At 58.7% G+C, this 24279-nt stretch carries 20 protein-coding genes and 1 tRNA gene; 6 read left to right on the forward strand and 15 right to left on the reverse strand.

The features are described from left to right. Window positions 1–444: 444 nt before the first annotated feature. The 9 genes from rlmB to HMPREF2980_RS01750 all read right to left on the reverse strand — a co-directional run bounded on the left by rlmB (window position 445) and on the right by HMPREF2980_RS01750 (window position 8902). Window positions 445–1431 carry a 23S rRNA (guanosine(2251)-2'-O)-methyltransferase RlmB gene (rlmB, locus tag HMPREF2980_RS01710; protein WP_005507146.1) on the reverse strand — a complete coding sequence of 329 codons (987 nt, stop codon included), beginning with the start codon at window positions 1429–1431 and terminating at the stop codon, window positions 445–447. Between the two features lie 95 nt (window positions 1432–1526). Continuing rightward, window positions 1527–2945 carry a cysteine--tRNA ligase gene (cysS, locus tag HMPREF2980_RS01715; RefSeq protein ID WP_044146129.1) on the reverse strand — a complete coding sequence of 473 codons (1419 nt, stop codon included), beginning with the start codon at window positions 2943–2945 and terminating at the stop codon, window positions 1527–1529. A gap of 82 nt (window positions 2946–3027) precedes the next feature. Continuing rightward, complete coding sequence (ispF, locus tag HMPREF2980_RS01720) at window positions 3028–3510, reverse strand: 2-C-methyl-D-erythritol 2,4-cyclodiphosphate synthase (protein ID WP_005509302.1); 483 nt, start codon at window positions 3508–3510, stop codon at window positions 3028–3030. A gap of 73 nt (window positions 3511–3583) precedes the next feature. Then, the gene (ispD, locus tag HMPREF2980_RS01725; RefSeq protein ID WP_049350517.1) at window positions 3584–4327 is read right to left on the reverse strand and encodes a 2-C-methyl-D-erythritol 4-phosphate cytidylyltransferase; all 744 of its coding nucleotides are present in this window, start codon (window positions 4325–4327) and stop codon (window positions 3584–3586) included. Between the two features lie 15 nt (window positions 4328–4342). Next, on the reverse strand, window positions 4343–5026 hold the full coding sequence (locus HMPREF2980_RS01730; RefSeq protein WP_005507150.1) for a response regulator transcription factor: 684 nt from the start codon (window positions 5024–5026) through the stop codon (window positions 4343–4345). Between the two features lie 41 nt (window positions 5027–5067). Continuing rightward, on the reverse strand, window positions 5068–6210 hold the full coding sequence (locus tag HMPREF2980_RS01735; protein ID WP_239665180.1) for a sensor histidine kinase: 1143 nt from the start codon (window positions 6208–6210) through the stop codon (window positions 5068–5070). A gap of 165 nt (window positions 6211–6375) precedes the next feature. After that, entirely contained in the window at window positions 6376–7113 is a 738-nt protein-coding gene (locus tag HMPREF2980_RS01740; RefSeq protein WP_005507152.1) for a phosphoglyceromutase, read from the reverse strand. Between the two features lie 220 nt (window positions 7114–7333). Further along, on the reverse strand, window positions 7334–7651 hold the full coding sequence (locus HMPREF2980_RS01745) for a DUF2516 family protein (protein WP_070634707.1): 318 nt from the start codon (window positions 7649–7651) through the stop codon (window positions 7334–7336). A gap of 48 nt (window positions 7652–7699) precedes the next feature. Continuing rightward, window positions 7700–8902 (reverse strand): trans-sulfuration enzyme family protein, encoded by a 1203-nt coding sequence (locus tag HMPREF2980_RS01750; RefSeq protein WP_049340345.1) that lies wholly within the window; start codon window positions 8900–8902, stop codon window positions 7700–7702. Between the two features lie 159 nt (window positions 8903–9061). Between HMPREF2980_RS01750 and tmk the strand changes: the two genes are divergently transcribed. Together tmk and HMPREF2980_RS01760 are read left to right on the forward strand one after the other, a co-directional pair. Next, complete coding sequence (gene tmk / locus HMPREF2980_RS01755) at window positions 9062–9778, forward strand: dTMP kinase (protein ID WP_080974871.1); 717 nt, start codon at window positions 9062–9064, stop codon at window positions 9776–9778. After that, the gene (locus HMPREF2980_RS01760) at window positions 9775–10917 is read left to right on the forward strand and encodes a DNA polymerase III subunit delta' (RefSeq protein ID WP_049346701.1); all 1143 of its coding nucleotides are present in this window, start codon (window positions 9775–9777) and stop codon (window positions 10915–10917) included. Before tmk ends, HMPREF2980_RS01760 begins: the two co-directional genes overlap by 4 nt. A 132-nt stretch (window positions 10918–11049) precedes the next feature. Here the strand turns inward: HMPREF2980_RS01760 and HMPREF2980_RS01765 are convergent, their stop codons facing one another. The 3 genes from HMPREF2980_RS01765 to manA all read right to left on the reverse strand — a co-directional run bounded on the left by HMPREF2980_RS01765 (window position 11050) and on the right by manA (window position 14171). Further along, window positions 11050–12405 (reverse strand): PFL family protein, encoded by a 1356-nt coding sequence (locus tag HMPREF2980_RS01765; RefSeq protein ID WP_070688145.1) that lies wholly within the window; start codon window positions 12403–12405, stop codon window positions 11050–11052. Between the two features lie 10 nt (window positions 12406–12415). Continuing rightward, window positions 12416–12685 carry an ACT domain-containing protein gene (locus HMPREF2980_RS01770; protein WP_005507158.1) on the reverse strand — a complete coding sequence of 90 codons (270 nt, stop codon included), beginning with the start codon at window positions 12683–12685 and terminating at the stop codon, window positions 12416–12418. A gap of 298 nt (window positions 12686–12983) precedes the next feature. Next, the gene (manA, locus tag HMPREF2980_RS01775; RefSeq protein ID WP_070689921.1) at window positions 12984–14171 is read right to left on the reverse strand and encodes a mannose-6-phosphate isomerase, class I; all 1188 of its coding nucleotides are present in this window, start codon (window positions 14169–14171) and stop codon (window positions 12984–12986) included. Window positions 14172–14308: 137 nt separating this feature from the next. Here manA and HMPREF2980_RS01780 point away from each other — a divergent pair, with 137 nt between their 5' ends. Beyond that, the gene (locus tag HMPREF2980_RS01780) at window positions 14309–15715 is read left to right on the forward strand and encodes a phosphomannomutase/phosphoglucomutase (RefSeq protein WP_070605030.1); all 1407 of its coding nucleotides are present in this window, start codon (window positions 14309–14311) and stop codon (window positions 15713–15715) included. A gap of 157 nt (window positions 15716–15872) precedes the next feature. On the opposite strand, the gene HMPREF2980_RS01785 is transcribed toward HMPREF2980_RS01780, so the two are convergent. The 3 genes from HMPREF2980_RS01785 to HMPREF2980_RS01800 form a co-directional block, all read right to left on the reverse strand. Beyond that, window positions 15873–17054 carry an FAD-binding oxidoreductase gene (locus HMPREF2980_RS01785; RefSeq protein ID WP_070634331.1) on the reverse strand — a complete coding sequence of 394 codons (1182 nt, stop codon included), beginning with the start codon at window positions 17052–17054 and terminating at the stop codon, window positions 15873–15875. Between the two features lie 631 nt (window positions 17055–17685). Then, a complete protein-coding gene (locus HMPREF2980_RS01795; RefSeq protein ID WP_070689924.1) occupies window positions 17686–18156 on the reverse strand; it encodes an RrF2 family transcriptional regulator in 471 nt (156 codons plus the stop codon). A gap of 371 nt (window positions 18157–18527) precedes the next feature. Beyond that, window positions 18528–20378, reverse strand: a complete 1851-nt coding sequence (locus HMPREF2980_RS01800) for a phosphoenolpyruvate carboxykinase (GTP) (RefSeq protein WP_070689926.1) — start codon at window positions 20376–20378, stop codon at window positions 18528–18530. A 499-nt stretch (window positions 20379–20877) separates the two neighbouring features. Between HMPREF2980_RS01800 and HMPREF2980_RS01805 the strand changes: the two genes are divergently transcribed. The 3 genes from HMPREF2980_RS01805 (at window position 20878) to HMPREF2980_RS01815 (ending at window position 24127) form a co-directional block, all read left to right on the forward strand. Then, window positions 20878–20953, forward strand: a tRNA-Arg gene (locus tag HMPREF2980_RS01805). A gap of 352 nt (window positions 20954–21305) precedes the next feature. Further along, the gene (locus HMPREF2980_RS01810) at window positions 21306–22862 is read left to right on the forward strand and encodes a DNA repair protein (protein ID WP_070689928.1); all 1557 of its coding nucleotides are present in this window, start codon (window positions 21306–21308) and stop codon (window positions 22860–22862) included. Further along, the gene (locus HMPREF2980_RS01815) at window positions 22862–24127 is read left to right on the forward strand and encodes a cell wall biosynthesis glycosyltransferase (RefSeq protein WP_070689931.1); all 1266 of its coding nucleotides are present in this window, start codon (window positions 22862–22864) and stop codon (window positions 24125–24127) included. Before HMPREF2980_RS01810 ends, HMPREF2980_RS01815 begins: the two co-directional genes overlap by 1 nt. The last annotated feature ends 152 nt before the right edge of the window (window positions 24128–24279 follow it).

The following is a 24279-nucleotide window of genomic DNA, read 5'->3' on the forward strand; positions in this document are numbered from 1 at the left end:
AGACCACAAAAAGGACCTTGAAAGGGTCTCAAACACCCTCACAGACACCAAACCGCCTAGTCAGCACAGGATAAGCTCCTCAAAAGCTCTTTGAAAAAAGTTTAAAAACCTTCAAAAGACCCCGAAAAACCTGCAGAAGCTCCCTGAAGAGCCCATATAGAAGGGCAGAAAAGCCTCTCAGCATCAAGAAGATAAGAAGAGAAGACGGGAAGAAAAGATGGGAAGAGGGGCTCCGCCCCCTCCCCCATCTCTGTATCCCGCATATCTGTACCGCTGCACTTCCCCGTTCTGTACCTCCCAGTTCTGTAGTCTCCCTATATATGAGCACCTATATATGGGGAGAGCACAGAAAAGGAGGGCACCCCCTCACGGGGCGCCCTCCTTGTTCAAGCTATAGGGTTCAAGCTACAGAGCTACAGCCCGTAGCTCGCAAGCTTCAAAACTTTAGTTCGCGGAAGCGCGACGACGAGAAACATCGTACAGAGTAATACCCACAGCCATCGCCGCGTTCAAAGACTCCATCGCAGAATCAATCGGAATCGACACAATCTGATCGCAGTTCTCAGTCACCAGGCGGGACAAACCCTTACCCTCAGAACCAACCACCACGCACAGCGGCTCATTCGCAAGCTCCAGAGCCGGCAACTCAATATCGCCGCCGCCATCCAGACCAATCACGAAAATACCCTGCTCCTTAGCCTGCTGAATCACGCGAGTCAGATTAGTCGCCATCGCAACAGGAATACGAGCAGCCGCACCAGCACTAGTCTTCCACGCACCAGCAGTCACAGCAGCCGAACGACGCTCAGGAATAATCACGCCATCACCGCTAAACGCGGACACGCTACGAATAATCGCACCCAAGTTACGCGGATCAGTAATACCGTCCAAAGCAACAAACAGCGGCGGAGTCGACAGCTTACCCGAGTGCCAACGCTCCATAGTATCCAGCACCAGGTCAGTAGCGTCCGGATACTTGTACGGAGGAATCTGCATCGCAACACCCTGATGCACAGAACCATCAGTCAAACGATCCAGCTCGCTACGCGGAATCTCCAGCATCGGAATATTGCGCTTATTCGCAATAGTCATGATCTCGCGAACGCGGTCATCAACCTCAACACGGCTCATGATGTACAAGTGCTTCGAGGGAATCTCAGTACGCAGAGCCTCAAGCACCGCATTACGACCAGTCACCAGCTCATCGCTAGCACGCTTACCGCCCAGACGAGTCTGGAACTTACGGTTCGTACCGGTAGCAGCACGACGCTCAGCCGCGCGCTTCATCTTATACGCCTTGTGATAAACGCGGTCCTCAGCCTTCGGAGTAGGGCCTTTACCCTCAAGCGCCTTACGGCCGTGACCACCAGTGCCCTTAGTAGCACCCTTCTTCTTGCTGGTAGCGCCCGGGCGCGAACCTGCCTTAGCCATTCTTCTCTTCCTTCGTCAAAGTAATGAATACGAGTCTACGCGAGAGAAACCCGCGCGACCTAAGCCTTACGCACAAACGCGGGGCACATCACCCTCTAGCCAACGCTCCAGCTCGAACCATTCGCGCCATCCTTCACCTGCACACCAGCAGACGCCAACAGATCACGCATCGCATCAGCCTTCGCCCAATCCTTCTGAGCACGAGCATCAGCACGCTCCGCCAACACAGCCTGAATCAGCGCATCCAGAGCCTCATGCTCAGCACCCGAAGTGCCCTCAGCGTTAAAGCTCATCAACTGCGCCAAGCCCAGAACCTCAGCCATAGCCATCACAGCATTCGCCGCCTCCGAAGCATCCTCACCAGCAGCAAGCGCCGCATTACCCGCACGAGTCTGCTCATGCAGAACCGCGAGAGCACGCGGAATATTCACGTCATCATCCATAGCCTCAGCGAAAGCCTCCGGAACCTCACGACCCGGCTTCAGCACATCCTGAGTAGCGGCAAGGAACGCCTCAACACGCTCAATAGCGGTTGCCGCCTCCTGCAAAGACGACGGACGGTAATCAAGAATCGAACGATAATGCGCACTACCCAGGTAATAACGAACCACCAGCGGACGGGCCATCTGCAGCATCTGCGCCGGCGAAATCGTATTACCGATAGACTTCGACATCTTCTCACCCTCATAGGTGACCATGCCGTTATGCATCCAGAAATTCGCGAAATCATCGCCAGCTGCAGTCGACTGCGCCAGCTCATTCTCATGGTGCGGGAAACGCAAATCCAAACCGCCACCGTGAATATCGAAACGCGAACCCAAATACTTACCAGCCATCGCCGAGCACTCCAGGTGCCAGCCCGGACGGCCGCGACCCCACGGAGACTCCCACGAAGCAGTCAGCGGCTCACCCTCCTTATAGCCCTTCCACAGGGCAAAATCGCGAGGGTCACGCTTACCGCGCGGATCAGCATCCGCAGAATCCTGCATATCCTCAACGCTCTGATTCGTCAGCGCACCATACTTATCCCACGAACGCACATCAAAATACACGTCACCAGAATCATCCAGTGCAGGATACGCGTGGCCACGATCAATCAGACGCTGAATCAGAGCAAACATCTCCGGAATATGACCGGTCGCGCGCGGCTCATACGTCGGCGGATCAATACCCAACGCCGCATACGCCTGAGCAAAAACCTTCTCAAAACGATACGCGAGCGCCCACCACTGCTCATTCGGGAACTCACCCTCAAAACCGGGCTCCATAGAATCAGCAGACTTCGCCAAAATCTTGTCATCAATATCAGTGACATTGCGGACCGTCGTCACCTTCAAACCACGGTAACGCATCCAACGGCTCAACTGGTCAAAAACCAACGCCGAACGGATGTGGCCCAGATGCGGTTCACCCTGCACCGTAGCACCACAATAATAGATACGCGCCTCACCGGGCACGACGGGCTCAAACTCGCGAATAGTCGCGGAAGCTGAATCATAAAAACGCATAGTCACACTCTCATTCTACGGGGTCGGTTCAGACGCCGGGGCGGTAAATCAGCGATAGGTTACAGAATGGCTCGAAGCAGCCAAACACCTACGAACGCGGATACACCAGCGCCGTCGCAATAGCAGCCACACCCTCGCCGCGGCCCGTCAAACCCAGACCGTCAGTAGTCGTCGCAATCACCGTCACCGGAGCACCCGCCGCCTCGCTCAGCACACGGTTCGCCTCATCACGGCGCGGGGAGAACTTCGGGCGGTTACCCACCAGCTGAACGCTCACATTACCAATCTCAAAACCAGCAGCACGCACAATCGCCGCAGCCTCAGAAAGAATACGAACACCCGAAGCGCCCTTCATATCCGGGCGGTCCACACCAAAATTAGAGCCCAAATCCCCCGTGCCGGAGGCGGCAAAAAGAGCATCCGCGGCAGCATGAGCCACCACATCACCATCAGAATGGCCGCTCAAACCACGCTCACCCGGCCAATGCAGACCAGCAATATACAGGGGAGTGCCCTCTTCGCCAAAAGCGTGGACATCAACACCGGTACCAACACGAGGAATAACAGTCATCACAGGACCCTTCAATCGATCAAACATCTTCTCAGCAGCAATGCCTCGGCAAAAGAGGCATTAGGCGGCAAGGTTAGGTAGCAGAATCACCAAACAGCGCGCGAGCAACCCGCAAATCCATCGGAGTCGTCACCTTAAACGCATCCGCAGCACCGGCAACCGTCAACACCGGCTCACCCGCCGCCTCCATCGCCATCGCATCATCAGTAAGCAGCTCAGCCTCCTCAGCAGGCAGGGAACGGCTACGCTCATGCGCCGCCAACAGAGTAGCTACCTCAAAACCCTGAGGAGTCTGCACCGCACGCATCTGCGCACGCGAAGGAGTACCCGTCACCAAACCAGCAGAATCCACAGTCTTCACCGTATCCACCACCGGCAACACAGGAATCACCGCACGCACAACACCCTGCGGGCTCTCAGAACCCAAGCCCTCAATTACACGGTGATACACCTGCGGCGGAGTAAACGCACGAGCACAATCATGAATCAGCACATAATCCACCGGAACCTGCGCATCCTTCAGAGCATCCAACGCCGCAACCACCGAAGCAGTACGAGTATCACCACCGGCTGTAATCAACGCACCGGCACGGCGGGCATCCTCCAAAAGCTCCGGGCAACTCGCCGAACAATCAGCAGGAACAGTCACCACCACATGCTCAGCAACGCCCGAAGCGAGCGCACCCTCCAACGCATAATCCAGCAGGGTACGACCATGCACACGCACAGCGGCCTTCGGGATCGGCTCACCCAGGCGAGTACCCGAACCAGCCGCCAAAACAATCACAGCAGTATTCGCCGCAGAAGCAGAACTCATCAGTCTCAAGCCCGCCTACGCCTCGAACTTATAGCCCAAGCCGCGAACCGTCACCACATACTGCGGGGCAGAAGAATCCGGCTCAATCTTCGAACGCAGACGCTTAATATGCACATCCAGGGTCTTCGTATCACCCACATAGTCGGCCCCCCACACGCGCTCAATCAGCTGGCCACGAGTCATCACACGACCCACATTGCGCAGAAGAATCTCCAGGAGCTCAAACTCCTTCAGCGGCATAGAAATCTCTTCACCATTAACCGTCACCACATGGCGGTCAATGTCCATACGCACCGGGCCGCCCTGCAACACCGACTCAGTAGCAGAATCAGTCTCCGCCGAACGACGACGCAACACCGCGCGGATACGAGCAATCAGCTCACGCGCAGAATACGGCTTCGTCACATAGTCATCAGCGCCCAGTTCCAGACCGAGCACCTTATCCAGCTCAGAATCCTTAGCGGTCAGCATGATAATCGGGACCGAAGACACCTCACGCAGCTTACGGCACACCTCCATACCGGACATGCCCGGAAGCATCACATCCAGCAGCACCAAATCCGCGCCCTCGCGGTCAAACACCGGCAGAGCATCCAGACCGTTGTCCACAACAATCGTCTGGAAACCCTCACGACCCAGCAAAAACGCAAGGGGATCCGAGAGGGCCTCTTCGTCCTCAACAATCAGAATTTTAGACATCAATAACTTCCTTCGATTCCATAAAACCTATACCGCTAACACTACACTGCGGCCGGAGGCTCATTCAGCGGCAACGCCAACGTAAACGTCGAGCCCTCCTGCGGCATCGACCGAACCGTCACGCTACCACCGTGCTGAGTCATCACATGCTTCACAATGCTCAAGCCCAAACCAGTGCCGCCCGTCTGACGCGAACGAGCCGGATCAACCCGGTAAAAACGCTCAAAAATACGCTTCTGCTCGTCCTCCGGGATACCCACGCCCTGATCAGCAACCTCAACCAGCAGCTGATCAGCCACACGATGCACCCAAATATCCACCTTCGTATGCTCCGGCGAATAACGCACCGCGTTCTCCACCAGGTTCTGCACAGCAATACCGAGCAGCTCGGCGTCACCGTACACCTCGGGGACCTCCTCGATGCGGGTAGAAATCTGAATGTCCTTCTCCTCCGCCACAATATGCGAACGGTCCACCGCATCAGCCACCAAAGAAGGCACCGACACCGGACCACCACGCGCAATCACGTCGGTCGACTGCAAACGCGAAAGCTCAATAATGTCACGCACCAGCGCAGAGAGGCGGCGAGTCTCCTTATGTAGACGACCCACAAAATACTCGATAGCCTCCGGGTCATCACTCGCCTGTTCAATAGCCTCCGCAAGCAGACTCACCGCACCCACCGGAGTCTTTAACTCATGCGACACATTCGCCACAAAATCATTACGCATACGCTGCACACGAGAAATCTCAGTGCGGTCATCCGCGAGCACCAGAATGTACTCGTCACCCAAAGAAGCCACGCGAACGTCCAGCACCAGCGCCTCACCCTCACCGCGGTCAATTTCAAAAGTACGCTCCGCAAAAATACCGCGATGACGCACCATGCGAATCATATCCGCCAACTCATCAGACGCCACAGTATGACCACGCACCAAACCCATCGCATACGCACCCGGAGAAGCCTGAACCACGCCGCCCACCTCATCAATCACCAGGTAGGCGCGACCAATCACAGCAAGTACCTGAGCGGCACCATCACGCAGCGCCGGCGCCGACACCAAACTACGCTCCTGCTCCCGCTCACTACGCGCCACCGCATTCATGCTCAGGACGCCCACCAGCAGACCTATCATGCCCGCAATAAAGGCGATCAGACCGGCATCCATGTACTTCCCTTCCATTCGGGTACCCCATAAGTATAAATGTGGCCGATACCCAGCACTTGAGCGAGCACCCGTCTTCTCAGGCAGGCTCCCCGTACAGAAACCCTGCTGAGAACGCAATGAGCCGCCCACCTCAACGGTGGACGGCTCATCACAATGACAGGGGAAATCCTGCCGGAGGTATTACTTACCCTGGTTTGCTACGGCAGCAATAGCGTCCTTAGCAGCCTCGGGGTCCAGGTACTCGCCGGGCTTGACGGGCTGGAAGTTCTCATCCAGCTCGTAGTACAGCGGAATACCGGTGGGGATGTTCAGGCCAGCAATGTCCTCATCGGAGATACCCTCGAGGTGCTTGACCAGCGAACGCAGGGAGTTACCGTGTGCAGCAACCAGAACGGTCTTGCCTGCTGCGAGATCGGGCTTGATGTCCGACTCCCAGTAGGGAAGCATACGACCCAGAACGTCCTTCAGGCACTCGGTGCGAGGAGCGTTCTCAACATCCGCGTAGCGGGGGTCGTGTGCCTGCGAGTAGGGGTCGTTGTCATCCAGCGGGGGCGGCGGAACGTCGTAGGAACGACGCCAAGTCATGAACTTCTCGTCGCCGTATTCCTCGCGAATCTCGGACTTGTTCTTACCCTGCAGAGCACCGTAGTGACGCTCGTTCAGGCGCCAGGTGCGCTTGACGGGAATCCACAGGCGGTCTGCTGCATCCAGTGCAAGGTTTGCGGTGTTGATTGCGCGACGCTGCAGGGAGGTGTGAACAACATCGGGGAGGATGTTGCGCTCTGCCAGCAGCTCGCCGCCGCGCTTAGCCTCAGCGCGGCCCTTATCGGTCAGGTTAACGTCCACCCAGCCGGTGAACAGGTTCTTCTCGTTCCACTCGGACTGGCCGTGGCGCAGGAGTACTAGTTTGTAAGTCATACCTCTATTTTTTCATTTACCCGCCGGTTTGTCATGCCTCAAGGCCTAGAAAGTATGCATTCTCCCAAAAATTTATAAGGGTCTTTTTTACCAGAACGAAAGGCTCAAAAACCCCGCCAGAAAAGGGCAAAGCCTCGCGCACCACCCAACCGGGACAAACCCGTCAGACAGCGCACGAGGCTTCACCATCTATCGCACAAAGCGAGCGCAAAAGCTAACGCTAGAAACGGCGGCGACCCACCGAAGGCCACACACCAGCCAGGAACACGCAGCTAATCACAGCAGCAACCAGCTGAAGAATCAGCACAGTATTACCGCCGCCAGTCACCGCAGCAAAAACGCTAAACAGCGACACCGCAGCAGAACCACCGGTCAAAGCCAGCCACGTGTTCTTCGGGCGCTTACCAGCAAAATCGTAAGCATTAGCCGGAGACGACCACGCACGAACAAAAGCCAGCACACCAACCACAGCGCCGGCAACAGCCAGTAGCACATCGATAAGAGTGGTCACATAGATGACCAACAGAATAGGAGACATAGTATTCCTTAGAATCAGCAGCTTCTCTAGACAACCCTAGCAAAGTGCCTAGCGGACAGCATTAAAGGCCTCAACCAAGTCATTGTAAAGGTCATCGACGTTCTCAATACCTACCGACAGACGCAGCAGGGATTCGGGAATCGAATCCGGCTCGTTACCGTGGCGACGACGACGCTCCACGAGAGACTCCACGCCGCCCAGAGAGGTTGCCGGGGTCCACAGCTTCAACGCCTCCACGACGTTACGGGCACCAGCCGCATCGGTATCCAGGGTGACGCACAAAATCGCACCGAAACCGTCCATCTGCTTCTTCGCAACCTCATGACCGCGGTCGCTCTCCAGACCCGGGTAACGCACCTCAGTCACGAAGGGGTGCTCGCTCAGACGCTCCGCCAGCACCTGTGCGTTCTGCACAGCACGTTCCACGCGCAGCGCCAGGGTGCGCAGGCCGCGCAGACCAAGCCATGCCTCCACGGGGCCGGGGATTGCGCCGTTGGTGATGCGGTGGTGCAGCATCGCCTTGTACAGTTCCTCATTCGAGGTGAGGGTCATGCCCAGCAGAACATCAGAGTGGCCCGCGAGGAACTTCGTAGCGGAGTGAACCACCACGTCAGCACCCAAATCCAGGGGACGCTGCAGAATCGGGGTTGCGAAGGTGTTATCCACCGCGGTCACAATGCCCAGGCGGCGAGCAGCAGAAAGCAGGGCAGGCAGGTCAGCGACCTCAAGCATCGGGTTCGTGGGGCTTTCCAGCCACGCCAGGACCTTCGGTGCCGAGTAGTTCACGTTCTCCGGGGTCACGCCGGTGCGGGATGCGGCATCCTCCATAGCGGCGATAACGCTCTCGGTGTCTTCAATGTCCACGCGAACAAGCTCAATGATGCCGCGGCGCTCCAAATCCTTGCACAGGGTCACCGACGCCATGTATGCGTGCTTCGGAATCAGAACAATGGAACCAACCGGCACCAGGTCGATCACAGCAGCGACAGCAGCCATACCGGAGGGGAACAGCAGACCGGGCTGGGTAGCGTTCTCCAGCTTCGCCACAACCTCTTCCATGCCCTCCCAGGTGGGGTTCGAGAAGCGGGCGTACACACGGTCCTGCTCAATATTGACGGCATCCACACCGCGGTAGGTAGAAGAAAGAACGATCGGAGGGTTCACCGGCGCGTCATGCTCGTGTGCCGGGCGACCGCCAGAGACGACGAAGGTCTCTGCGGAGTAATTCATGTCGTGGTTATCTGCACTCATGTCTTTAAGCCTGGCACACCCGCGCCCAGAACGCACGCCCGCACGGGTGACGATACGCAGGATTTACATGTTTTTTACCTTGATACGCGCTCAATCCCACGCGGAGGTATCACCAAAACCGCACCGGTGCAGCTAAGAGACCCGGTACCCTTAAAGGTGATGGATACTCTCAGCTACACCCCCGATGCACAGAATCTTCCCGCCGACCCGACCGGTCGCCGCGGGCTTTTTATCGTGGTCGAAGGAGGCGACGGTGCCGGCAAAACCACCCAGCTCTCCCTACTGAATGAAGCACTCAGCACCCGCGGATACCGCGTCATCACCACCCGCGAACCCGGCGGCACCGAGATTGGCGAAAAGCTGCGTGCCCTCGTCCTTGAAGCGGGTCAGGGTACCATTGACGACCGCACCGAGGCGCTGATTTTCGCGGCATCCCGCGCGGCTCACGCCTCCCAGCTGATTCGCCCGGCGCTCGCTGAGGGCGCCATCGTGCTCAGTGACCGCTATATTGATTCTTCCGCCGCGTACCAGGGTGTTGGCCGCGATCTGGGTATTGAAACCATCGTCGATTTGAGCCGCTGGGCTACCGCCGATCTGGTACCCGACGCGACCCTACTGCTGAGTGTGCCGTTGAGCGCCGAGCAGGAGCGCATGGATCAGCGCGGCACCGTCGACCGTATTGAGGCTGAAGGCGCCGCGTTCAAGGCCCGCATTCACGGTGCGTTCGAGCAAATCGCCCGCGAGGACGCTAACGGTTCGCACCGCATCATTGATGGTGTGGGAACGATTGAGCAGGTACACGCGCGCGTGCTCGAGGTGATTGAGCCTCTACTTGCCGCTCGCGAGCTGGTCCGCACCGGTAAGGAGGACTCATGAGCCTCTGGGATACCCTGCTGATTCCCGCCGATAAGCTCCAGCAACTACACACGGATGCCGCCGCCGCCCGCCCCACGCACGCTTGGCTTTTCACGGGTGCGACCGGTGCGCCTCACCGTGAGGCGGCAAAGGTTTTCGCCGCCGCCCTGCTGTGCGATCAGCCCGACCCTCAGAACCGCGGCTGCGGCCAGTGCAAGGGCTGCGTGACCGTCATGAACGGTTCGCACGCAGATTTTACGCACTTTAGTACCGAGGCGACGCACATCAGCATTGATGAGGCGCGCGAGCTGGTCATGAAGGCTCAGGACCGCCCGACCGTAGGTCGCTGGCGCGTGATTCTGGTCGAGGACACCGAGCGCATGCCGGAGCGTACCTCCAATGTGTTGTTGAAGGCGATTGAGGAGCCGCCGCCACATACGATTTGGTTGTTGACGGCGCCCTCCCCCACCGATGTGCTGGTGACGATTCGTTCGCGGTGCCGTCCGGTGCAGTTGCCGGTTCCTACCGATGCGCAGGTGCACGAGTATCTACTGGCGCACGGTGTGGCTGATCCTTTGGCGCAACGTGCGGCGCGTCTGGCTCTGGGCGATGCGCAGGAGGGGTACCGTTTGGCGACCGATGAGCGGGCGATGGCTCGTCGGGAGTTGATTACCTCCCTGATTCTGAATGTTCGTTCTATTTCTTCGGCTTTCAACGCAGCTGAGAAGCTCACCGACCTTGCCAACCAGGACGCACAGGCTGTCTCCGCTCTCAAGGATGAGCAGGAACGCCAGGAGCTTCTGGCACTGCTGGGTATTCGCGAGGGTGAGCGTGTTTCTCCGTCCTTGCGAGCGCAGGTTCGCCGTCTGGAGGAGCAACAGAAGCGCCGCGCTAAGCGCGTTTCCTCCGATACGCTGTTGCGTTCCGTGGCGCAGGTTCAGACGGTTCTGCGTGATGCGCTGACGGTGGCTCTGTCGGCGCAGGCTCCGCTAGTCAATGAGCATTTGCGTGAGCCTCTGGAGGCGTTCTGCACCCGCCGTTCCGCCCAGCAGCTGCTGGAGGATGTGCAGGCGGTCGAGCTGACTCTGCGTCGTCTGCGGACGAACGCGAATGCGCGTTTGGCGCTTGAGGCGTTGATGAGCCGTTTCGTGTATCAGTAGCTTCTTGGTAGCTCATACAGCGTAAAAAGGGGAGGCACCGAAGAGATGATCTTCGGTGCCTCCCCTTTTTCTGTTGGTTCTCAGTGCCCCTAGAGTTTAGTTGCAGATTCGAGCTTAGTTACGGAATCAAACTTAGTTGCGGAAACCGTGAACCGGCGACGGAATACGACCGCAGCGGGCGATGAACGCCTCCGCGCTGGGGGTGTGGGTGGGCATGACGGGTGCGCGACCGAGCAGGCCACCAAATTCGACCGTGTCGCCTACGCCCAGGCCGACCGCCGGGATGACGCGAACCGCGGTGGTCTTGTGGTTCATCACGCCGATTGCCGCCTCGTCGGCAATCATTGCGGCGAGGGTGGCGGCGGGGGTGTCGCCGGGAACCGCGACCATGTCCAGACCGACGGAGCAGATGGCAGTCATCGCTTCGAGCTTGTCCAGGGTGATGTGTCCGGCGGCTGCGGATTCAATCATGCCGATGTCCTCAGAGATCGGAATGAAGGAACCGGAGAGGCCACCGACGTTCGAGCACGCCATGAGGCCGCCCTTCTTCACCGCATCGTTGAGCAGCGCAAGTGCCGCAACGGTGCCGTGGGTACCGACGGTTTCCAGACCCATCTCTTCGAGGATGTGCGCGACCGAGTCGCCAATCTCTGCGGTGGGTGCCAGGGAGAGGTCAATAATGTTGAAGGGTACGCCCAGACGCTCGGAGGCGAGGGTACCGACCAGCTGACCGACGCGGGTAATCTTGAAGGCTGCCTTCTTGATTTCTTCGGCGCAGGTGTCGAAGGATTCGCCGCGGACCTTCTGCAGGGCGCGGTGTACCACGCCGGGGCCGGAGACGCCTACGGAGATAGTGGTGTCTGCCTCCTGCACGCCATGGAATGCGCCCGCCATGAAGGGGTTGTCGCTGACGGCGTTCGCGAAGACGACAAGCTTGGCGCAGCCGAAGCCGTGTGCGTCCGCGGTCAGGTCTGCGGTGGCGCGGATGGTTTCGCCCATGAGTTTGACGGCGCTCATGTTGATGCCGGCGCGGGAGGATCCGATGTCTACGGAGGAGCAGACCACGTCGGTTTCTGCGAGCGCTCGCGGAATGGAGCGAATCAGCTTTTCATCGGCGGGGGTCATGCCCTTGTCGACGAGAGCGCTGAAGCCACCGACGAAGTTCACGCCGACTGCCTTAGCAGCTGCGTCGAGGGTGCGGGCGAACTCCACGTAGTCCTCATCGTTGGAGGCGCCTGCCACCAGCGCGATGGGGGTGACGGCGATGCGCTTGTTGACAATCGGGATGCCGAGCTCAGCTTCGATACCTTCGCAGACGCTGACGAGGTTTGCGGCGCGGCTGGTGATCTTGTCGTAGATTTTGCGGCGGGCTACCTCACCGTCAGAGTCGGCGCAGTCGAGCAGGGAGATACCCATGGTGACGGTGCGAATGTCGAGCTTCTGCTCCTCGATCATTCGGATGGTTTCTAGAATGTTGGCGTTGCGCATAAGTGGAGCCTTAGATGGTGTGCATTGCCTTGAAGATGGATTCTGCCTGGATGCGAATCTGGACCTTCTGTTCGTGCTCGACACCAACCATGGCTTCCTGCAGGTCGATGAGGTTCTGCTGCTCTTCGTCGAAGGAGCAGTGCATGATCATGGTGAAGAATTCGCCCATGATGGTCTGGGAGACGTCGAGGACGTTGACCTTGCGCTCGGCGAGGGTTGCGGTCACGGCGGCGATGATGCCTTCGTGGTCGATGCCTGTGACGGTGAGGATGATCTTCACGGTGTTCTCCTAGTTGTTTGGGGCTGCGTACCTGAGGAAGAGGTGCATAAAGGCACAGGTATACGCATATTTATAAGACCAATTATAGGTTACCCAGAACACACTGTGCAGGGTAGGCACAAAATATCCCCTGCCTCCCCTATTCGGGGCATAAAAAATCCACGCCTCCCCCGACCTGAATAGATATAGGGAAGAACGTGGATTCTTTATTATGTGCCAGTCTTGAAGTATCTTTCGACACTCCTTATAACTGGCTAGTTATAACTGTCTAGAAGTTTTAGTTATCGAGGATTATTTCCTAAACATAAGAAGCGATGTACAGCTCACCGCTACCGCTCAGGGTTGCCTCGGAGGGCTCACCCACGTGCAGTACCGACTCGGTGGCGCCCAGCACGAACTCTTCGGTACCGTTGCCGTCTGCTGCGTGAATAGTAATTTTGCCGGATACGCTCAGCGCGGCGCTAATGCCCTCGAAGGTGTATTCCTGCGGCTTGCCCTCTTCAACGCGGATGCGGGTTACGCTCATACGCTCGTCCCACATGGCGTAGGTGCCCACAGGTGCGTTCTCGGGGGTGGGACGCTGGATAACGGGGGCGTCCTGGCTTTCGCCAAGAACCTTGATGAGCTCCTCGGTGTCGATGTGCTTTGCGGTCAGGCCCGCGCGCATCACGTTATCGGAGGGGTTCATCAGCTCAATAGCGGTGCCGGAGACGTAGGCGTGCACCTGACCGTCGGGGGTGAAGGCAGATTCGCCCGGTGCCAGGTGAACCAGGTTCATGACGAAGGCAACGAGCAGACCGCGGTCGCCGGGGTACTTGCCGGCAACAATCTGCACGAGCTCAGCTGCGTCAGCGATGAGTGCGTTGTCGGAGCCGGTCAGCTGTGCCGCCGCCTCAACAACCTGCTCAACAGCCGCGGTGGCGGTCTCTTCGGGCATGCGGATAATCTCGGTCAGCAGCTGCTTGGGGGTGAGCTCCACACGCTCTGCCAGCCAGCCAGCCTTGAACGCCTCAGCCAGCTCTGCCAGCTGCTCAGAGGTGCGCACACCGGTGAGCACGCGCATCTGGGTCAGGGCGATGACGGTTTCAGGCTTGGAGTAGCGGTCCTTGTAGTTACGGTGCGGCGCGTCAATCGCGATGCCGCGTGCCTGCTCATCCTCGAAGCCGGCAATAGCCTGCTCGGGGGTGGGGTGCACCTGAATCGACAGGGGGGCGTCAATCGCAAGGATCTTAAAGAGGAAGGGGAACCAGTCGGAGGTACGGTCCGGACGCAAGAAACGGGACGGCTCAGCCTGGATCAGCTCGTTGAGCGGGGACTCGGTGCCGTCAACGGTCGCACGGGAGGGCGCAGCCGGATGCGCGCCAACCCACACCTCAGCCTCGGGCTGTTCGGTGGGGACGGGCACGCCACGCATGCGTCCGAGAATTTCGCGGGAACCCCACGCATAATTCTGAATCTGGTTTTTTAGGGGAAAAATCTCACCCATGGGGGAAAATACCTCTCGACGTGAGTTGTTTGAAGCAAGTGACGTGATAAAAAACCCATACATTCAGCGGAATTTATAAGGTTTTACCTGCCCATTATAGAGGCTAGTTGCACTTCTTTACCGCTAAAATAAAAGGCGTGACTACTATTAATCTACATGACTCATTCAAAGCGTACGACGTGCGTGGCATCGTCGGCGAGACCATTACCGCAGAGACTGTTCGCGCTACCGGCGCGGCTTTCGTAGACGTTCTGGGTCTGGAGGGCCAGACCATTCTGGTCGGTGGCGACATGCGCCCCTCCTCCCCCGAATTCATGGATGCATTCGCCCAGGGTGCAACCGCTCGCGGTGCAAATGTTGAGAAGATCGGCCTGATCTCCACTGACGTTCTGTACTTCGCATGTGGCGTTGAGAACGCTGCCGGTGTTACCTTCACCGCTAGCCACAACCCCGCAGAGTACAACGGCATGAAGATGTCCAAGGCTGGCGCTGTTCCGCTGTCTTCCGAGTCCGGTCTGTTCGATATTCGCGATCTGGCTCAGAAGTACCTGGATTCGGGCGAGATTCCTTCGGTTGAGAAGGTCGGCACCGTTTCTGAGAAGGACATTCTCAAGCCTTACGCAGAGTACCTGCGCAAGCTGGTTGATCTGTCTTCCATCCGCCCCCTGAAGGTTGTTGTTGACGCTGGTAACGGCATGGGTGGTATGACCACTCCCGCTGTTCTGGGCGACACCATCCTGCCGGGCCTGCCCCTGGAAATCGTTCCTCTGTACTTCGAGCTGGACGGTACCTTCCCGAACCACCCGGCTAACCCGCTGGAGCCGGCTAACCTGGTTGACCTGCAGAAGGCTGTTGTTGAGCACGGTGCTGACATTGGTCTGGCATTCGACGGCGACGCTGACCGTTGCTTCGTCATCGACGAGAAGGGTGAGCCCGTCACTCCTTCCGCTGTGACCGCTCTGGTTGCTGAGCGCGAGATTGCTCGTGCGAAGGCTGAGGGTAACGAAGAGCCCGTCATCATCTACAACCTGATCACCTCGAAGGCTGTTCCTGAGCTGGTTGAGAAGCTGGGCGGCCGCGCAGTGAAGACCCGCGTGGGCCACTCCTTCATCAAGGCTGTTATGGCTGAGGAGAACGGCGTTTTCGGTGGCGAGCACTCCGCTCACTACTACTTCAAGGACTTCTTCAACGCAGACACCGGCATGCTCGCTGCAATGCACGTGCTGGCTGCTCTGGGTGGTAGCGATCAGCCTCTCTCCGAGATCAGCGCGAAGTACTCTCCGTACGTTGCTTCCGGTGAGATCAACTCCGAGCTGGAAGACAAGGCAGCCGCTGTGGACCGCGTGCGTGCACACTACGCTAACGCTCCCGTGGTTGTTGAGGACTCCGACGGCACCACCTTCACCAACACCGAAGAGGGTTGGTGGGTGAACCTGCGTCCTTCGAACACCGAGCCTTTCCTGCGCCTGAACCTTGAGGCACCGGATGTTGCGACTATGGAGCGCGTCCGCGACGAGGTTCTGGCTCTGGTTCGCCAGGGCTAAGCACTAGCTAGCTGCTAAAGATCCCGTCCCGCAGATTATTTCTGCGGGACGGGATCTTTTATTTTGGGTTCTAAAAACCCGGCTAGGTTCTCCTATCTCAGAGGAAGAACCTAGCCGGGTTTAAGAAACCTAGCGGACGAGCCGGCTTACGGGGTTTTTACGCCTCGCGTGCCTGGTCGTGGAGCATCCACTGGTCGGGGCCGAAGATTTCGTAGTTGATGTTCTTGCCGGGAACGCCTGCCTCAACCAGTGCGGAGCGTACGCCCTGCATGAAGGGCAGCGGGCCGCAGAGGTAGACGTTAGCGTTGGCGGGAACGTCCAGCTTGGAGACATCGACGCGGCCGGTGAAGTCGCCGCCCTCGCCCTCGATGAAGGATACGAGGCGTGCGTTGGGCAGCTTGCCGACGAGCTCGGCGAGCTCTTCGCGCAGGGGCCAGGTGTCCAGGCGGCGGTCTGCGTGGACCACGGTCACGGGGCGCTCAGAGCCCTTCTCAACCAGCTCGGAGAGGAAGCTGAGCATGGGGGTGGTGCCGATACCTGCGGAGAAGAGGTACAGCGGTGCCTCGGGGTCGCCGAAGCCTTCCAGGGTCAGGTCACCGTAGGGGTTGGAAAGCTCGACGACTGCGCCGACTTCCAGCTCGTGCAGGATGGAGGTCATCTCGCCGTTGGGGTCAAGCTTCACAGCGATGCGGCGCTGGTTCTTTTCGCTGGGCAGCAGGGTGTACTGGCGTGCCTGGCGCAGACCGTCGCGTGCGGGAACAACGATGGAGATGTACTGGCCGCCCTTGGACTCGGTCATGGGGGTTTCGTCGGCAGGCTCGAAGGTCAGCACGACAACGTTCTCGCCGGTCTCCTTGCGGTCAACGAGCTTGAAGGGCGCGAACATGACGTCGTTTGCCTGGGAAGCGTACAGGCCCTTCTCCAGCTTGATGAGGGCGTTGCCCATGAGCCAGTAGACCTCGGTCCATGCCTCAACGATTTCGGGGGTAGCCAGGTCGCCCAGGTTAGCGGCGATTGCCTCGAAGAGGTACTTGTAGACGGTGGGATACTCTTCTTCCTTCAGGCCCAGGGATGCGTGCTTGTGTGCAACGCGGGAGAGGACCTCGTCGGGGTAGGAGTCCGGGTTCTGGACGATGTAGGAAGCGAACACAGCGATGGAGCCTGCCAGTGCCTTGGGCTGGGTGCCTTCGAGCTGGGAGGAGCGGGAGAACATGCCGTCCATCAGGTCGGGGCGAGCGGCGAACATTCGACGGTAGAAGTCGGGGGTGATGTCGTTGATGCGCTCAGCAATGATGGGCAGCGTTGCCTCAATGATGGGGCGGGACTTCTCGGAGAGCATGTCTTGCCTTCTTCCTGTGTGGTCACCTGGTCGTTGTGATGATGCCCTTGATATGTGTGGTGCTGGGGCGTTCACTCGGACAGCTCAGTTGGTGACGAAGTGTTTATAAAGCACCCTTACCGTAGCATTTTGCGGGGTGTTTGCGCTGAGTGCAGGTCACTCCCTGAGGGGTGTTGAGGGGTCTAGGCGAGACTTATGGTTCAGCTTGACTCAAAGAGAGAGCCCCGCGTCACACTATATATTTTCAGCACTGTTTTTGAGTTCGCCGGGTGACTAGCCCCGAAGTCTGCATAAAAATTCTGGAATGAAAATATATTTACTATGGAAAGTATGCAGTGTGGTGCAAAAATGAATATGGTCACATTTTCTGCATTTGAAAAGCAAATTTGCAATATTCTGTATTTACTGCACAAATTTAGGACTCACGCAGGTTCCAGCAGTCACGCAGGCAGCGGCAAAATACTCCCCACTCCCCTCGAAAACCCTGCAAGAACCCCCTGCAAGAAAGCCGAGAGAACCCCGCGCGAACCGCCCAGCAGCCCCCGCGTCAACCGCAGAAACACCCTAAACTTCGTGTTAAAAACTCTATGGAGCCTCCCACCGGAAAGCTCCACAGGTACCACGTATTCCTTTAGCGTGCAGGCAGCGCATTCTCCGGAGGCGCGAAGCCTAGCTCCACAAATACCGGGCCAACGGGACGTGCACCGGCAGTCAGCTCGCTAATCACAACCGAGTCCACCGAAGCATAGAACGCCTCACGAGCCTTCGCCAGCACATTGCGCAGGCGGCAGAACTTATCGAGGGGGCAGTGGCCGTTCTCATCCTCGCACTCAATCATGGGGATATCGCCCTCAGTAGCACGAAGAACAGTGCCGACGGTCGCAGAACGACCAGCATCGGAAAGCATGACGCCACCGGCGCGACCGCGAGTCGAATCCAGGTAACCCATGTTCACGAGGAAAGCCGCAGCCTTCGCCACGTGGTTGTAGGGGGTGTCCACTCCCTCAGAGATCTTCTGAGTGGAAAGCTTCTGACCGGGCTCCAGAGCAGACAGGAGCATCAGAACGCGGAGCGAGACATCCGAGAATGCTGTCAAACGCATGGATACTCCTTCTCATCTCTCGTGCCGCCGTCACTTCCACAGAGAACTTCCATAGAGACGGCAACGGATGCGCGAGCCCGGGCGGGTTCGACGCGTTCAAAAATCTTACATTGGAATTGTATAGGGGCGGCAAGAGAGGCAAGAAATTATGGATAGCCACTTCTGCACCAAACCATCCCGGCGAGGATCTTAAAGTATTTCTCAAGAGCAAGTGGACTGCATAGCCTTACACTCACGCCTTTGCAAGAAAACTTATCACTCCCCCAACTGACAGGGATTCAAATTTCCCCCAAACGGAAAGAAGGGGCGGAATCTCACCGAGAGATTCCACCCCTTCAAGGCGCTAAACCTTAGGTATTAGCTGGAGTGTCTTAGTCCTCCAGAGCCTTCGCCAGAGCGTCGCGCTGTTCGCGAACCTCAGCGGGCAGCTTGTCGCCGAACTTCTCCAGCCACTCGTCGATGCCGGGCAGTTCAGCAGCCCATTCTTCCTTCGAGACAGCCAGAGCAGCCTTCAGCTCTTCCTCGGAGATTTCCAGACCGGTCAGGTCCAGGTCTTCCTTGGTGGGAACGGTGCCCAGGAAGGTCTCCTGGCCGCCAGCCTTGCCGTCGAGGCGGTCGAAGATCCACTTCACAACGCGAGAGTTCTCGCCGAAGCCGGGCCACGCGAAGCCACCGTCGGGGGTGCGGCGGAACCAGTTGACGTAGTAGACCTTCGGCATGTTCTCGGTGCCGTGCTTCTTGCCCAGGTCCAGCCAGTGCTTGAAGTAGTCACCAGCGTTGTAGCCGATGAAGGGCAGCATTGCCATCGGGTCGCGGCGAATCACGCCGACAGCACCCTTAGCAGCCGCGGTGGTCTCGGAGGAGAGGGTAACTGCGCGGAAGACGCCCTGCTCCCAGCTCTCGGACTCGGAAACCAGCGGGATGGTGGTCTTACGGCGACCACCCAGAACGATAGCGCTCAGCGGCACACCCTCGGGGTCGTAGTACTCGGGAGCGAGCATGTCGACCTGGGATGCGGGGGTGCAGAAGCGGGAGTTCGGGTGAGCTGCCGGGCGGCCAGACTCGGGGGTCCAGTCCTTGCCGGTCCAGTCAATCAGGTGTGCGGGAGCCTCGTCGGTCTTGCCCTCCCACCAGACGGAGCCGTCGTCGGTCAGTGCAACGTTAGTGAAGATGGTGTTGCCCTTGGCGATCGCCTTCATAGCGTTCGGGTTGGTGGAGTAACCGGTACCCGGTGCCACGCCGAACAGGCCAGCCTCGGGGTTGACCACGCGTGCCTGGTGGTTCTCGTCGAACTCAATCCATGCGATGTCGTCGCCGACCATCTCAGCCTTCCAGCCGTCAATGGTGGGCTCCATCATTGCGAAGTTGGTCTTACCGCAAGCCGAGGGGAACGCTGCGGAGATGTAGCGAACCTTGCCCTCGGGGTTGGTCATCTTCAGGATGAGCATGTGCTCTGCCATCCAGCCCTCGTCGCGACCGATAACGGATGCGATACGCAGTGCGTAGCACTTCTTGCCGAGCAGTGCGTTACCGCCGTAGCCGGAACCGAAGGACCAAATCTCGCGGGTCTCGGGGAACTGGACGATGTACTTCTCGGGGTTGCAGGGCCAGGGAACGTCTTCCTGACCGGGCTCCAGGGGTGCACCGACAGAGTGCAGAGCCTTGACGAAGAAGCCGTTGGTCTCGTTCAGCTTGGCAAGAACGTCCTTACCAATGGTTGCCATGATACGCATGGAGCAGACAACGTATGCGGAGTCGCTCAGCTCAACAGCGATCTTGGGGTTCTTAGCCTTCAGGGAGCCCATGACGAAGGGAATGACGTACATGGTGCGGCCGCGCATGGAGCCCTCGAACAGACCGGAGAGGGTCTGCTTCATTTCGACGGGGTCGCGCCAGTTGTTGGTCGGGCCTGCACCTTCTTCGGTCTCGGAGCAGATGAAGGTGCGCTCCTCGACACGTGCCACGTCATCGGGATCGGAGAAAGCTGCGTAAGAGTTCGGGAATTCGTGATCGCTGAGGCGAACAAAGGTGCCAGCGTCGACCAGTTCCTGTGCCAGGCGGTCGTATTCTTCCTGGGTACCGTCGACCCAGTAGATGTGTGCGGGCTGGGTCAGGGCCGCAACTTCGCGAACCCAATCCAGAAGGCCCTGGTGGGTAGTGGGTGCGCTCTGCAGCTCCTTTTCGAGCTCAGCAGAGAGAGTACGAGTTGAGGTGTCAGCCATTGACGTTTTCCCCTTCATTCGGTGGCCCGGATACTACGTTGATCCGGTTAGGTCTGCAGTAACAAAGAAGCAGTTAAACACTACAAGCGTGCAAACAATGGTGAATATGCACGCTTGGACAGAAGCCACTTCCTCGTGATGCTTACAGAATAACGCATTAATGACCCGAACACCCCTCTATGACGCTATTTCTTACGTTCTGCGCATCACATTCTTCTAGGGCGAAAAGATTTTTTGAAGTATTTTTGAGTGATTCTGCAGGGTCGAGGCGGGTGTTTCGGGCGGTTCCAGGGCAGGTTTTGGGGTGGGACAAAAATATTTTGAAAAAATTTTGCGAACACAAAAACCCCGGAATCATGCGGCAAAACGGGGTATTTTCGACTCCTTCGGAGGGGAATTTGGGCAGATTTCGAGATTTTCGGCTTGCACACCCTCGAGGACATCCGTATAGTAGTACCTGTTGCCGCGACGGGTTGAAGAAATCCGAAGCGAGGAACATGCGCCTGTAGCTCAACGGATAGAGCATCTGACTACGGATCAGAAGGTTGGGGGTTCGAATCCCTTCGGGCGCACCAGCGATCCCCGGTTCTTCGGAACCGGGGATTTTTTGTATACCCAGAAGTTGTGTGCAGAAGGCGCCACTCACTCGGCGGACGGCGCGGTATGCAGAAACGCCGCATGCAGAAACTACAGACGTGTAGAAGCTGCGCGGCATGCAGAGATACCTATATAGAGGTGTAGCGCAGACGCTCCGCCGACCGTCGCATCCGCGCCCAAAAACTGCACTAACAGTGTGCCTCAACCTGTGAATCCACAGATTTATGCTCCCAGATGACGTGCTCCGGGGCACACCCGCCAAAAAACGCCTAGGATGGAAAGAGGACCCTCCACACATAGGCTGGAGAGCAGACAACGCGAAGGAGCACTATGGCACAGCTATCCATTCCGCAGTCCCTGATAGGTGCGCTCATCGATATAGCCGATCTGGGAACGCTCGACTACTTCCCGCCCACCGAACGATGCGCCCACTGGTCCCTCTATGACGCGCAGCGTCGGGAACTTCTCTGCCCCTGCGCACCCGCCGCCAACACCACCACGGAGAAGCTCTTTGAGGCCGCGGCAAAGATTCTCTACGAGAATTTCCCCCGATATATCGACTCTCCCGACGAGATTATTCCTTATACCTCCCGTCAGGAACTCGTCGCCGCCCTGCGTCGCGGCGAGGAAGAGCCTGCAGAAGAGGAGCAGGACGAGCTGCAGGTAGCCGCAACTGCCGCAGACCCTGTTACTGAGGTTGAGGCTGAGGTTGAAACTAGCCTCACTGAACCTGCAGTAGCTAAGAACGCTGAGGTTAGCGCAGATGATACCCCGAAGCCTGCAGCGCCCAAGCCTGCACCTTCCCCCGCACTCTTTGCGGCACGTGCGGCGCAGGCGCCCAGCCCGGCTCCCAGCGTGCCGGAAGAAGCATCTGTGGAAGCACCCGCAGAGGCGGTTGCAGAAGAGACGGTTCCGACGCCCGCCACGGTTGCTCCTGCAGCGCCCAAGCCTGTTGCGCCCAAGCCTGTTGCGCCGACTCCCGGAGCGCCTTCCCCCGGTATGTTCCGCAAGTCCACGCTGACCTACCGACCGCCGCGCATCGAAGAGTACCTGGAGGGTCTGCGCGCACGTCAGCAGGCAGCAGAAGAAGCTGCCGAAGCCGCCCAGTCGGCAGCGGCAACCGAGCAGGCAGCCGTTGAAGATCAGCCGGTGCTCGCCCAGTCCTTGCCGAGTGCACCCGCAGCCCCGAAGCCGACCGCGCCGAAGCCGATCGCGCCGAAACCGGGTGCGCCGAAGCTTGCCGTGCCCACCCCGAGTGCACCCGCGGCACCTCGCGGCGTTACCGCCGAGGACCGCGAACGCAGCTACCGACTGCGCCCGAGCCTGCGTGCCCGCCTCGAACGCGAAAACATTAGCGAAGAGCTCGTGCGCACCATCCTGCGCGACGGCGAAGCGGAACGCATCAACGATTGGACCATTCGCTTCACGCACGACGACTACCGGGTTGACGTGAACACTGCCTCCGCAGAAGTTATTACCGTCATTGACGAATACGACGCCGACTACAACGAGGCGGCGCAGGCTTCCCTGGCGCAGGGCGAATACACCTCGCTCAACGCCCTGGAACTCGAGTTCAGCGAGCGCGCTCGCACCTTCTTGAAGAAGAACCCGCCGTTCGTTTTCGATCTGATGCTTCAGGCGCTGAGTAGCCCCGAGAGCGTGCGCATGGCTGAAGGCTGGACCCGCATCTACGCGGCACAGGGTCTGGAGATCGCGGTTTCGCCCGATGAGCGGACCGTTCTGGCTCTGGCGAAGACCCCGGATTTCCATGTTCTGCACGCGGAGAACCTGCGCAAGGTGCAGCTCGAGGAGCTCAGCAACACCCTGGCGAAACAGGCAGAAGATAAGGCAGCCCAGGCAGAAAACACCACCGAGGAGGAGAAATAATGTCCGCTAAGCAGATCACTATTCCTCTCGAGGTGTATGTTCGCCTGCAGGAGCTTGCCTCCCTCGCCGCCTATAGCTACCGGGACAATCAGGGCTCCGAAGAGAACAGTGCAAACAATAAGCCGTGGGATTTGCTCTCCAAGGACGGCGCGTCCCTACTCGATGAGAACGGCGCGCTCAAGCCCGAAGCGGCAGAGCTCTACTTCACCCTCCTACCGCTCATTGCCCAGGAATTCGTAGAGCAGCAGCAGGCACTCGTGGACGCATACCGTCAGGCACCCAAGCCCGCCGCCGCACGCGCCAAGATTCGCCCCTCCAACCAGCGCCTTATCCCGCTGACCGAGGTGCCGCTGGAGAACCAGCGTATTGCCGCGCGCATCGAGAAGGAATTCTACGGCGATGTGCCGCCGCGCCGCCGCATCTACGGTGTGCTCCCCGGCGTGATGGACTATATGATGCGCCACGGGCTCACCTACGAGCTGCTGCTGGACATCATCGAATCGCCCGCAAGCACTGTGGTTCAGGAGAGCGCGCAGGAGAACCGCTACGGTCGCGAAGTTACCCTCTATACGCACGAGGAGGAAGGCTACCAGGTGGTGCTCAACCCCCTGACCGCCGAGGTGCTCGCGCTACGCCCGCTGCAGGCTCTCGCGGGAGGCTATCAGCTCTCCCCCGATGCTCAAGCTCAGCTCAAGTCGTTTGGCCTGACCGGCGAGTATATTGCCCGCATCCTGGATGAGGCTGAGGACCGCCGCCCGATTCCCGGCAGTAGCCGCACCGTGTACTCACTCAACGGCTACCAGGTGGAGTTCTCGCACTCCGACCAGCAGGTGATTCGTATTAGCCGCGGCACCGCGCCCAGCCGTAACCCCTTCGAATCACAGCCGAGAATGAGCGGCACGAAGAGGCAGCGCGGCCGCAAGATCCCGCACGATGTGGATGCGTTCGTTCAGCTGCTGCAGGAGCACGGCTTCACCATCACCATGGGCGGTAAGCACTACGATATTCGCCATGAGAAGCTGGCTCCGGGTCAGAAGGCGGTCACCTCGGTGACTCCCTCGGATTCGCAGCGTTGGCACCTGAACTCGGCACGTCAGATCCGCAATACCTTCGGTATTGACCTGCGCTACGCCGACCCCCGCGATAGCGTGCGCGGTATTGTGCGCGGTCCGGGACGAAGCGTCCAGAATACTGATGACCACAGCGCAGAAAAGCAGGACGCCGAGAAGAGCGCGGAGAAGACAGCGGAGAAGGAATCCGAGTAGCTCTTCGTCACCGTTGAAGCGCGCCCGCGTGCCGGTTCTTTATACTGCCCCCAGCATGTCTTTGCATCTGGGGGCAGTATTCATTGGCGCCAATATCCCGCGTTGTCAGGGCAATACGGGGTAGACTGGGGGCAATACAGACATGCTACTCA

It is taken from the genome of Rothia sp. HMSC076D04 (genome assembly GCF_001814645.1).
In the GTDB taxonomy this organism is placed as follows: domain Bacteria; phylum Actinomycetota; class Actinomycetes; order Actinomycetales; family Micrococcaceae; genus Rothia; species Rothia mucilaginosa.